This window comes from Chitinophaga horti (genome assembly GCF_022867795.2).
Lineage (GTDB): Bacteria > Bacteroidota > Bacteroidia > Chitinophagales > Chitinophagaceae > Chitinophaga > Chitinophaga horti.
This window is the reverse complement of sequence record NZ_CP107006.1, coordinates 419225-431259: the sequence shown is the minus strand read 5'-3', so window position 1 is coordinate 431259 and position 12035 is coordinate 419225. Positions and strand designations below refer to the sequence as shown.

The window sequence follows — 12035 nt, the reverse complement described above, 5'->3', positions numbered from 1 at the left end:
CATGCAAAACAAACTATACCTCACCATATATTTTTTACTGCTGGCCAGTTTACATGCCAGTGCGCAAAAAGGCATCAACTCCCTTTATTCTGCTTATGGCATCGGCGACCTGGAAGAGCGGGATTACAGCCGCAACTTCGGCGTAGGCAGTGCGGGCATCGGGCGGCGGACGGGCAACTTCCTGAACGAACAAAACCCCGCCAGCTACAGCGCTTTGCCTAACCAGCGCTTCTTCTTCGAAGTATCGGGAGCGGCTAAGATGGTGCAATACAGCACAACTAGCTATACGCAAAACGCCGGCGACATCAACTTCAAAAAGATAGCAATGGGCTTCAAGGCCGGCAGGATCTGGGGGATGAGTTTCGGCGTAACGCCCTTTAGCAGCATCGATTACAAAGTATTGAACACAAAGTATATCACCGGCACACCCACCGGTGTTAGAAGTGCCATAGAAGGTTCCGGCGGGCTTACCCGGACGTACTTTTCCAATGCAGTACAACTGGGCAAACACTTTTCTGTGGGCTTGTCCGGAGCCTTTCTATTTGGCAACGTTACCACCACCGACAGTACCGGTGGAACGGGACAGCGTGCAGACGTGTTCACTGAAAACGTACGTGGATTACATAATTTCAATCTGACGTCGGGACTGCAATACATGGGCCGCGTGGGTAATATGCAACTGGGTGCAGGCCTTACTTACCGGCTGCAAACAAAGCTGAAATCCGATCAGACGTTCACCATCAAAGACAATAGCGACAATACATTTTTTGAAGACGATGTGAATACGAAACACTATATCATTCCCGCACAATATGGGGCAGGCCTGTCGCTCACCAACGGCCGCTTCACCGCATTGGCCGACTATCGCATGAGCGACTGGACGGGTAAAAACACGAACCTTGACGACTATGTGTATACGAAGTCGCATCGCGTGGCGGGCGGCCTGGAATACAGCTTTTACAAGTATTACCTCAGCAACCGTGTAGAAGGCGTGTCCATCCAGCTGGGGGCGAACTATCAAACTTCCTATATTAAAGTAAAGGGGCAGGACATCCGCGATTTCGGCATTACAGCCGGTGTATCGCTGCCGGCAGGCAATACGCTCCGTTATTACGTGGGATTAGAAGTGGGGCAGCGTGGCACGCAAAACAAGGGGCTTATCCAGGAGAACTTTGCGAATATTGTGTTCAGCCTGTCGATGCGTGATTTGTGGTTTTTTAAGCGGGTAGAATATTAAGACGGTGTACATAGGAGACGCGGAGGTGCGTTTATCTTAAGACGCCACTTCCTCGTTCTTTAAAGCGTGCCGAAAGTGCAGGAAGTCCGAAAACCATTTACCAGAAGCCTTCACCGTTCGTTGTTGCGTAGCATGATCCACATGCACCAGTCCGAATCGTGCGCGATAACCTTCGGCCCATTCAAAATTATCGGTGAGCGTCCAGGCGAAATAGCCAGACAGTGGAACACCTTCACGTTTGGCCTGCAGTGCGCCGGCGATGTATTCTTTAAAATAGCGGATGCGTTGCGCGTCGTTCACCGCACCGGCTTCCAGCGTATCGTTAAAGGCCGCGCCGCTTTCTGACACGATGATGTTTTTCACACCAGGATAGGCTGCAAACTTTTTCAGGATGTTATACATGCCCACACCGCTGATTTCCCAGCCTAACGCAGTCACCGGTACATTACGGTAGCGCGGTTTCACCTCGCTCACTTTCACATAAGGCATAAACGCATTATGCTTCACCACTAATGGAAAGTAGTTCTGTATACCAATAAAATCGAAGTCGAACGGCAATTTTTCCCAATCGCGCCACATGGCGTACCGGCGTTCTATCCGGTGTAACAAAGGAAAGTCATCCGCCGGGTAACGCATGCCCAGCGAGGGTTCTATGAATAACCGGTTAAAAAGTGCATCTGCGCGGCGGGCAGCTTTGATGTCGGCTTCACTTTGTGTGTAAGGGATGATGTGTGAGCAGGAAAAAGTCGTACCCACGTTAGCGTTACGCACCTCTTCGCGCACCACACGGCCGCCTTCTGCCTGAGCGAGCGCTACGTGGTGTACGGCGGGCAAAAAGTACGACAAGCCGAACTTTCCGGGCGCGTGTACGCCTAACATATAACCCAGGGAGGTGAAGCCGAACGGTTCGTTCAGGATGATCCAGTTTTTCACTTTATCACCAAAAGCCTGCGCGCAAATGCGCACATAGTTTTCGAAAGCAAATACGATACCCCGGTGGCACCAGCCGCCTTTCTGTTCCAGCGCCTGTGGCAGATCCCAGTGATAAAGGGTAACGTACGGTTCGAGGCCGTATTCGAGACAGGCGTCTATAACTTTATGGTAAAAATCAATGCCTTGCTGGTTTACAGCCCCCTTGCCCAGCGGCAATATGCGCGGCCAGGAAATGGAGAAGCGAAATACAGTAAAGCCTAGTTGTTTGGCGAGACGGATATCGTCGCGGTAGTTTACGTAGAAATGACAGGCCTCGCGTGCATGTGTGCCATCTTTGATCTTGCCGCGACGCGCGCTGAAGGTGTCCCAGATAGACGCCCCTTTGCCGTCCGCATCACAGGCGCCCTCGTTCTGGAAAGCGGAAATCACCACTCCCCACAAAAAATCTTCCCCGAAATCGCTACGCGAAAATGATGCAGGCAACGTCATATTATCCTCCAAATTAATACTTAAAGCGGTAACGTCGTATTATAATATTGTTAATGGCACCAGCTTTTGCTCCCCTGACCGAGCCGCCGTTGTGTCACTCACTTGTGCAGCAACACGCTTTTCATCTTCCCCTTGTTTTATTACATTTGATACAATGACCAAACATATTCATCGTATTCTGGCAGTGGGCGCCATCGCCTGCCTCGCATCCTGCGCACAAAAGCCCTCCGCAAATATTGCACGGCAGGCAAGTCCGGCCGACAGCCTCAATCATATGGTACTCATCCCCGGCGGACAGTTCAGCATGGGCGCCGACGATAACGACGGCCAGCCGGACGAGTACCCGAAACACGCCGTACAGCTCGACTCCTTCTGGATGGACGAACATGAGGTGACTAACGCCGAGTTCGCGCTATTCGTGGAAAGCACCGGCTATGTAACGGTTGCAGAAAAGCCTGTCTCTATGGATGAGATCATGCGCGAAATGCCGCCCGGCAGTCCGGAGCCCGACAGCAGCGTACTGTTACCCGGTTCGCTGGTGTTTACACCGCCAAATCACGCTGTTCCTTTGAACGATGTGTCGCTATGGTGGTCATTTATTCAAGGGGCAGACTGGCGGCATCCGCAAGGTCCGCAAAGCAATATCACGGGTAAAGACCATTACCCCGTTACGCACATCGCCTACGAAGACGCACTGGCCTACGCGAAATGGGCCGGCAAACGCCTGCCTACCGAAGCGGAGTGGGAATATGCTGCCCGCGGCGGACTGGCGAACCAGCCCTATCCCTGGGGCAGTGAATTACTTACAGAAGGCAAAACCAAAGCCAACACCTGGAATGGCCGGTTTCCTTACGAAAACACACAAACAGACGGCCACACCAGTCTCGCGCCTGTTAAAACATATGCAGCCAACGCTTACGGTTTATACGATATGAGTGGTAACGTTTGGGAGCTTTGCGCCGACTGGTTCCACAGCGACTATTATAAATCCGTAGCCGATAGCATCAGCCATAATCCTAAAGGCCCTGCCCAAGGCTACGATGCCGAAGATCCCCGCTCGGTTAAACACGTCATCCGCGGTGGTTCCTTTATGTGCAGCGATGAATACTGCAAAGGCTATCGCGTATCCGCCAGGATGAAAACCTCACCCGAATCAGGCTTGGAAAACCTGGGCTTCCGTTGTGTGATGGACATAAAAAAATAAGGGAGGAAAGCGGATGCTTCCTTCCCTTTTTATATCTGCGTGAGTATAAATTATTTCTTGATGAGTTTGTGTGTTTGTATAACCCCGCCGGTTTTTACCTGCAGGTAATAAGTACCTGGCGCACCGGTAAATGTTATTGGTGCTGATTGCGTAGCACCTGCTTTTCCGGTACCCGCACTGCTCAGAATCTCGCCGCCATTGCTGTTATACACTTTCAGTTCGTATTTACCATCTTTACCTATCGGGAAAGTGGCCTTAAAGTCACCGTCGGAGGGGTTGGGATAAACGCGCAGTTTTATTTTACGTTCCGTAGTAGCGGCTGGTTTTGCAGCGAGTTTGTCTGACTTGCTCGTTACAATGACAGCTTCTGGCTCGCGTACTTTCTCATAATTTACGGAGCCAACATACCTGCCGGTTACCGCCACTTCTTCCAGTTCTTTTTCACTACGTGGCTGTGCCGTTCCGGCAACTGCCCTCGTGGGTCTGCCTTCGACAACTACCTCCCTGCTCTTATCGTGCCTGAACGTAACAGTAGCAGGCTTACCGGTCACCAGCACTTCTTCCAGTCGGTAATTGTGTTCGCGCACGGTGTCTGCACTAATCGTTATTGCCTCCTGGTTAGTCGTCTTCGATTTGTTTTTCTTTGTAGTGATAATGATCGCGCCGTTAGCGGCTTTGCTGCCGTAGATCGCTTCCGCGCCCGTTTTGAGCACGGTGATAGATTCTATGTCTTCGGGTTTGGTCGTATTGAGTGCAGTAGAATCAGGCTTACCATCCAGGATAATCAGTACACCCTTGAGGTTGTTGCCACCAATATTTACAGGCGGTTGCTGACGGGGCGGCTCCTGGTTAATGAAGATCGCATCGGCATGTACTGACATATTCGACAATAATTTTTTTGGAGCCGTACCCGACGTAGCGCCTTCACCATCCAGCTCTGTCGTGGTCGCTTCTATGGCACTAGCCTGGCCCCTCTGCTTAACGATAACGCTGGTAATACGGCTGCGGTCCAGCTTATACAAGGTTTGTTCGTCAGAGCGCTTACCGTTCAGGTAAAACTCGTAATCATCTTCATTACGGCTAATGATGACAGGCTTGCCGTTATTGCCCCTACCTACGAGAATGAAATCTTTTGTGCTGGGATACGGATCGACGCCTATAGAGGCTCCATTTTTGCGCATGGAATCAAAATACCATTGATCGTTTCTATACCTGATCCATTCGCCGGACTTGGTGCGCGCACTGTCGAATCGAATGTTTAGCGGCTGGCCTTTTTGTGCACTCGTGGCAGAAAACGTAACCGGTTCATTAATGCCGGCTTTCGAGGGCATGGAACTATCCAGCTTGTCAACGCCCGTAAATACGACCTCATTGACTGTTACAGGCACCGTATCCTTGTGATCCACGAACAGCTGGGGGATAGTTCCCTGGCCTAATGGCGACAGTCTTACACCGGCGCGGCTAAAGTTAAGTGTGAGCACGAGCATGCTTACCATACAACCCAGGATCACATACCTGACTACCTGGTACCGCGATGATCGTTCTTTATTCATCATCATAATTCGGTTTTTGAGATGTGAAAAATTGAAGTTGTTTGCGATGGCCGTCGCGTATGGAGCTCCACTTACTTTTAAAAGACTGTATTGGTAAACTTTAGCGTCTACCCCGGCACGCAGTATCTTGCGGTCCGTAATAAATTCGAGGTTTTCGCGGATGGCGGTTTTCATTAACCATGCACCCGGGTTAAACCAGTAGAAAACATTGTTTACTTCTCCCAGCATCACATCCGCCGAATGCCATTCTTCTACGTGTACCTGTTCGTGGCGTATCACGGCGTCCAGCTCCTCCTGCGCATGCATGGCAGGGTTCAGGTAGATGTGTTTGAAAAAGGAGAACGGTGCGATCTCTTTATTTACCACCCTTATTTTCCGGTTCTTCAGCCGCGCCTCGTCCGACATGAGGTGGAACCGCAGCAACGACGCCATTTGAATGAGCAGTCGTACCGACATCACCGCTACACCTGCCCAAAACAACCATGAAAGGGCCGTCCACACGGTAAACGTTTCCTCGGCAACGACTGGCCGCAAGGCGTTAAAATCCGGCACGTAGTATACCACGGTACCCAGCGCCTCTTCGTTCCGGTGGAAAAAATCGTTCACGTCCACTAACGGAAACACCGAAGAAAACACGATGCCTGTCAGCAGGAAAAAACGGTTCAGCGTGTAGAAAGTAAGCCTTCTGAGCCCCAGCCGGTAAGCCAGGTAAAACAGGCTGAGCGCCACGTTTGCCTTGAGGAGATATATGAAAAGATCGGGCATATGGATCACTTGGATGGTAATAGAATGGAATTGCGTTTATTTCTTTTCTATCATGCGGATAATCTCTTTCAGCTCATCCGGGCTTATCTTTTTCTCTTTGGCGAAGAAGGTCACCAGTTCTTTGTAAGAATCTTCAAAGTAGTCCTTCACGAAACCACTCATGAACTTACGGGTATAGTCACCCTCCGCTATCTGGGGCGTATATTCATATACGTTACCCATTTTCGTACTGGCGAGGTAACCTTTCTTTTCCAGGTTCTTAATGGTAGAAGCCAGCGTGGTATAAGGCGGTATTGGTTCTGCATGCGCCTCCAGGAAATCTTTCACAAATCCTTTTCCCACTTTCCAGATGGCCTGCATTGCGGCTTCTTCCTGTTTTGTTAACTTTTCCATATAAGATGAGTTGAATAACGATACGAATATACGAACGTTTCGGACATCTACGAATATTTCGTAGACTATTTTTTAAAATAATTTTAACTGGCTGATTATAAACTATTTGACCGGCTCTTTGTAGTCCAGCGGAACCATTTCCGCTACCTTTTCCCAGCCCCAGTAGCCTTCAAATACCACATCGGCCGGCGCATCCACGTTTCCATTAGCATCCACCCCTACTTCCGGAACAAACAAATGTACCAGCGAAGTTTGCGCATATCGTTTATCAGCCCTGCGACCTTTGAACTGCAGGTATTCGAAAGCTTCTTTTTCGTTCTTATATACTACCTGCAGGTAATTGGTAAAGTGAAGAACAATGCCTGTTCCCTGCACGGGTTTATGGTATATACTGTCATAGCTCACCTCCCCGGTATAAAGGTAGTCCGCATACCGCGAAAAAACAGGCTGCCTGTTACCTACGAGCACCCTTTGCGCGGTATCGCCAGGCGCTCTTTGTGCAGCGGTGTTCTTTCGCTCTACCCGTACTATCTTGTTCACCTGGAAGCCATCTTCCTTCAACCGCTTATTCATCAGGCTACGCATAAAATGCATGGACGAACCGCGGTAGGCCAGCAGCCTCCGCTCCTCCCATTTCGCCTGCTGCCTGCGATTCTTCGCCTTCATTTCTTCAAACTGAGGAAAGCCATAATATAATACATAACCACGCCCGAAATCATTCACGTATCCCTGTAAAACATATTTCACGCGATACCCGAGCGTTGGGTTGTCGACGATGAGCATGCCGTCCGAGGAGCCCGTCAGCTGGTGATGATCCTGATCATAATGGAGGTCGAGTATGTTTTCGTTGGTAATGCGGCAGGCCCGTGCGGCACGGCTTGTACCTAAAAACGTTTCGCGGAAGGTAGCCAGCCAGCGCTCCCTGTCCGGATCGCTGCGAATCACGACTTCTCCCAATTGTCCGGCCTTGGGTTTCAGGCGGAGGTTGAGGGTGAGCGTTGTATCCTGTAACGCCAACGGCACCACGAGCGTTTCATATCCCAGGTAGGACACGATCAGCTCATAACGTCCGTTCGGGATATTGCGTACAGTAAAATGCCCCTGCTCAGTGGTGCGGTCGCCAAGTGTCGTCTGGCTCAGGAACACACTTGCAAATGCTAACGTGGCGCCATCCTTTTCACTGCGAATGGTACCGGTAATACGGCTCTGGCTGAAAGTGGCCAGGCATATCAACAAACAGGCGGCGGAAAGGAGTAATTTCATCAAATCATCAATTAATTACGAAACGTTCGTAAATTTACGAAACTTTCGTTCTGATAGTGCGTAATTATTGATTTGCCAGCGAGCATCGGATACAACTTCCGGGACGCAGACGCAGTGCAGTTTCAGAAGGCATAAAATACAGCCCCCGGGCGCAGACGCACTGCATTGTCAAAAAGGCATCGCATCAACAAGTAATCAAACCACATTACGCTAAAGGCTACACTAACTAACAAACTTGATAGTCTACCAATTTTGTAGATTAATAATTTGTTTGTATATTTGCACCGTCAAAGCAATAGAATGGTACAAGCAACTTGTCAAATACCAACCATTTACAACTTATCCAATCTTCCTTACCATTCAACGACCGAAATCTATAATGCCCCCAATTAACGCCAGGGCGTAAGCCCTTTTATTGCCTGCATGAGATGCCCTGGTTTACAGGGTGGCTATCGAAAAAAATAAGGGCTGCACCATTTGGTACAGCCCTCTTTATTTTACAAGATGCGGGCACTACTCCCCCATTAATTCTTCCAGTTTCTTTTCCAGCGCCTCACCTCTCAGGTTTTTGCCGATGATGCGACCCTTCGGATCTACCAGGTAGTTCTGTGGAATAGCGCGAATCCCGTACAGTTTTGCCACTTCGTTCTGCCAGCCTTTCAGGTCACTCACCTGCGCCCAGGTCAGCTGGTCTTTTTCAATGGCTTTTAACCACTTCTCTTTTGACTCGTCGAGCGAGATACCCAGTACGGTAAAGTTTTTGTCTTTATACTGATTGTAAGCTTTCACCACGTTCGGATTTTCTGCCCTGCATGGGCCGCACCAGCTGGCCCAAAAGTCGATCAGCACATACTTACCGCGAAGGGAAGATAAAGCCAGTGGCGTACCGTCTGGCGCGTTCTGTGAAAAGTCGATAGACTCCTGCCCCACCTGCGTTCTGCGCGCGATATCCATTCGTTTGCTGAACGCCTGTCCGGACGGGCTACCTTTTACTTCGTCACTTAAGTTATTGAAAATCGGCTCTATTTCCGGGAGATTGATATCGTAGCCTGCAAGCGTATTGATCACATAAATACCGATAGGTGTGGTAGGATGCTGCTTCAGATAGGCACGTTGTGTTGCGCTGCGCTTAGCATCGAGTTCAGCAAAACGGGGCTCGATCTTCTTCATGCCTTCTTCATCCTTCGCATTATAAAACGCACGGTATTGCTTCTGCAACTCCTCCGCCTGCTTAGCGACGGATGATTCCATTTCGCTCAGTTGCTCCAGCGCGTTTTGGGCTGCGCCGCCTTTGATTTCGGCGTTTCCGCTAATGTCTTTGATATTAACGGTGGTAGTACCTTTATCTACGAAGAACTTTGCTACTTCTTTGCGGCTTTTGGCGCCTGGTCTTTCAGGCGTTTCGATGTAGATGAAAATGGAAGCGTAAACGGGCTCTTCCAGCTTGCCTTTGAAGGTAAACTGACCGTCTACCACCTCGGCGCTATCCAGCATGTTTTTATCCGCTTTTCTAAGGCTGATGTACATTTTGCCAGGCTGACCGATGGAAGAAACACCTTTTATATCATAATGGATTTGCTTCGTTTTGGGTTGGGCCTTTAGTGCCCAGGGCAGGAATAGCGCTGCAAAAAGAACTATTCTTTTCATACTCACTGTTTATTTTCCTGCAAAAATCCCGCTTTGCGGAGGGAAAAGCAACCCTATTTTGATAAGCGGCTAGTGGAGGAGCTCAGCCAGGGTAGCCTCCAGCTGCTCGCCACGCAGGTTGCGGGCAACAATTTTGCCCTGCGGATCTACCAGAAAGTTAGCCGGGATGGAGCGGATACCATACTGTTTGGCCACCTTATTATTCCAGCCACCCAGGTCGGAAACCTGTGTCCATTGCAGCTTATCGGCCTCAATCGCCTTCAGCCAGTCGGCGCGGTCATCGTCCAGCGACACACCCAGGATGGTAAAATTCTTGTCTTTATACTTATTGTAAGCCGCCACTACATTCGGGTTTTCCTGGCGGCAGGGACCGCACCAGCTGGCCCAGAAATCGACCAAAACGTACTTTCCACGGAAGGATGACAGTTTCACCGGCTTGCCTTTGGTATCGTTTTGAGTAAAATCGTCGGCGGTTACGTTTAGGGCTGATTGTTTTACAGATTGTAAATAGTTCTCAATCCGCTCAGCATGTTTCGATTTGCGGACTTCGGGAGTCAGACTTTTATACAAAGCCTCCACGTCGCTTGGGGAAAGGCGGTTAGCCAGGTCGTTGCCTAGCATCCATAAACTGGCGAGCTGACCTGGATTTTGGGTGATGAAGTCTCTGCCAGCTGCTATCACACCTGTATTAAACTCCTCTGCCTTTTTGCGAAAGGCTTGCTTAGCCGCCTCGTCGTTTTCCGCGATGCCGGCTGCTTCAGCGTTCAGTTTAGCCGCTTTGTTACTGAAAGACTTGAAGTTACGCTGGTACATTTGCATATACTTCGTCGCTTCATTCACTTTCATATCATTCGCCAGGGGAAAATGTGCCGTATCCAGCTCGAATTGCAAAGCGTCTTTGCCCGGCGCCATGAACAGCGGGGTAGATACGCCGGGATAAATGAGTGCGTAAATTTCCGCCTCCGGATTATTTTTAATGGCAAACCGGAATTTCTCCTCTTTTATAACTACAGAATCCTGTGGACCGTCGGCGGTATCATCAAAAAGATACAATACTTTGCCGTTGGCGCCTTTAAAGCTGCCGCTGATCGTTTGCTGCGCATTCGCTCCTGCAGCGCAAGCCAGTAATACTACAAATAAAAAGAGGTTTTTCATTACCAGGTTTATTTATGCCTTTCTTTCAACACTTTAATGATATCCGCCAGGCTGAACCCTTTGGCCTGCAATAAGATCAGGTAATGGAACAGCAGGTCGGCGCCTTCGTTCAAAAACAGGTGATCGTTATTGTCTTTTGCTTCAATCACCAGTTCCACTGCTTCTTCACCTACTTTCTGGGCCATCTTATTGATACCGCGCGCAAACAGCTTTGCGGTGTAAGAAGCCTCCGTAGGCTGCGCAATCCTGTCTTTAATCACCTGCTCGAGTTTGAACAGGAAGTCGTCTCCCGTGTTTTGCTCGTTCCAGCAGGTATCGGCGCCTGTATGGCAAACCGGCCCAACGGGATCAGCTTTGATGAGCAGGGTATCGTTGTCACAGTCTACCTTAACGTCTTTCATGTACAGGAAATTGCCACTCTCCTCTCCTTTCGTCCACAGCCTTTGCTTGGAACGGCTGAAGAAGGTCACTTTACCTTCCTGCATGGTTTTGTCGAAAGCCGCCTGGTCCATGTAACCGAGCATCAACACCTTATTGGTATTTACATCCTGTATGATGGCCGGCACCAGTCCGTCAGGTGATTTTTTGAAATCTATCTGCATAAATATAATAAAAAGTCTATATAATCTGCTTCTTAAAAGCGGATGGAAAGGTTTCGTTGGTAAAGGTACTTCTTCAGTTCGGGTATCTCCATTTCCTTATAATGAAAAATGCTGGCTGCCAGCGCCGCATCAGCCTGCGCTTTCTCAAACACATCTGCAAAGTGCTGCATGGTGCCCGCGCCGCCAGAGGCAATCACCGGTACGGGCAGGTCCTGGGCCAGTTTACCTGTAATATCCAGCGCAAAGCCTTGTTTGGTACCATCATTGTTCATAGAGGTAAGCAATATTTCACCCGCACCACGATCAACTGCTTCTTTTGCCCAGTCTACGGTTTTAACATCCGTTTTTACACGGCCACCGTTGAGGTACACGTACCAGTCGCCGTCTTCGAATTTCGTGTCGATGGCGAGCACGATACATTGACTGCCGAACTGTAACGACAGTTCATTCAGCAGCTCCGGCCGGCGGAAGGCCGCCGAATTAACGGATACTTTGTCGGCACCGGCGTTCAGCAATACACTCACATCTTCGACCGCAGTAATGCCACCCCCTACGGTGAATGGAATATTCACGTGCTGCGCGATGCGCGTCACGAGCTCCGCCAATGTTTTTCTACGTTCTACCGTAGCCGTGATATCCAGGAACACCAGTTCGTCGGCGCCCTGTTCTGCGTACAGAGCGCCCAGTTCAATGGGATCGCCCGCATCGCGGATGTTTTCGAAATTCACTCCCTTTACGGTCCTGCCGTCTTTAATATCGAGACAGGGTATAATGCGTTTGGTAAGCATAGCTTT

The 12035-nt window shown here is 49.7% G+C and carries 10 protein-coding genes; 2 read left to right on the top strand and 8 right to left on the bottom strand.

Annotated features, from left to right (window positions below):
- Window position 1 precedes the first annotated feature (1 nt).
- A complete protein-coding gene (gene bamG / locus MKQ68_RS01935; RefSeq protein ID WP_264281847.1) occupies window positions 2-1237 on the top strand; it encodes a BamG family beta-barrel-assembly machinery protein in 1236 nt (411 codons plus the stop codon).
- Between the two features lie 36 nt (window positions 1238-1273).
- Here bamG and MKQ68_RS01930 read toward each other — a convergent pair whose 3' ends face one another.
- Window positions 1274-2659, bottom strand: a complete 1386-nt coding sequence (locus tag MKQ68_RS01930) for a GH1 family beta-glucosidase (protein ID WP_264281846.1) — start codon at window positions 2657-2659, stop codon at window positions 1274-1276.
- A 154-nt stretch (window positions 2660-2813) separates the two neighbouring features.
- On the opposite strand from MKQ68_RS01930, the gene MKQ68_RS01925 reads away from it, so the two are divergent.
- Window positions 2814-3863, top strand: coding sequence for a formylglycine-generating enzyme family protein (locus tag MKQ68_RS01925; RefSeq protein WP_264281845.1), 1050 nt, complete (start codon window positions 2814-2816; stop codon window positions 3861-3863).
- Window positions 3864-3913: 50 nt separating this feature from the next.
- Here the strand turns inward: MKQ68_RS01925 and MKQ68_RS01920 are convergent, their stop codons facing one another.
- From MKQ68_RS01920 to hisF, 7 genes are all read right to left on the bottom strand, one after another.
- The gene (locus MKQ68_RS01920) at window positions 3914-6181 is read right to left on the bottom strand and encodes a TonB-dependent receptor plug domain-containing protein (protein ID WP_264281844.1); all 2268 of its coding nucleotides are present in this window, start codon (window positions 6179-6181) and stop codon (window positions 3914-3916) included.
- Window positions 6182-6217: 36 nt separating this feature from the next.
- The gene (locus MKQ68_RS01915) at window positions 6218-6574 is read right to left on the bottom strand and encodes a BlaI/MecI/CopY family transcriptional regulator (RefSeq protein ID WP_244837085.1); all 357 of its coding nucleotides are present in this window, start codon (window positions 6572-6574) and stop codon (window positions 6218-6220) included.
- A gap of 102 nt (window positions 6575-6676) precedes the next feature.
- Complete coding sequence (locus MKQ68_RS01910) at window positions 6677-7837, bottom strand: carboxypeptidase-like regulatory domain-containing protein (RefSeq protein WP_264281843.1); 1161 nt, start codon at window positions 7835-7837, stop codon at window positions 6677-6679.
- 513 nt (window positions 7838-8350) lie between these two features.
- Entirely contained in the window at window positions 8351-9484 is a 1134-nt protein-coding gene (locus MKQ68_RS01905) for a TlpA disulfide reductase family protein (RefSeq protein WP_244837087.1), read from the bottom strand.
- Between the two features lie 69 nt (window positions 9485-9553).
- The gene (locus tag MKQ68_RS01900) at window positions 9554-10639 is read right to left on the bottom strand and encodes a TlpA disulfide reductase family protein (RefSeq protein WP_264281842.1); all 1086 of its coding nucleotides are present in this window, start codon (window positions 10637-10639) and stop codon (window positions 9554-9556) included.
- Window positions 10640-10647: 8 nt separating this feature from the next.
- The gene (gene hisIE / locus MKQ68_RS01895; RefSeq protein WP_264281841.1) at window positions 10648-11241 is read right to left on the bottom strand and encodes a bifunctional phosphoribosyl-AMP cyclohydrolase/phosphoribosyl-ATP diphosphatase HisIE; all 594 of its coding nucleotides are present in this window, start codon (window positions 11239-11241) and stop codon (window positions 10648-10650) included.
- Between the two features lie 32 nt (window positions 11242-11273).
- Window positions 11274-12029, bottom strand: a complete 756-nt coding sequence (hisF, locus tag MKQ68_RS01890; protein ID WP_264281840.1) for an imidazole glycerol phosphate synthase subunit HisF — start codon at window positions 12027-12029, stop codon at window positions 11274-11276.
- Window positions 12030-12035: the final 6 nt, after the last annotated feature.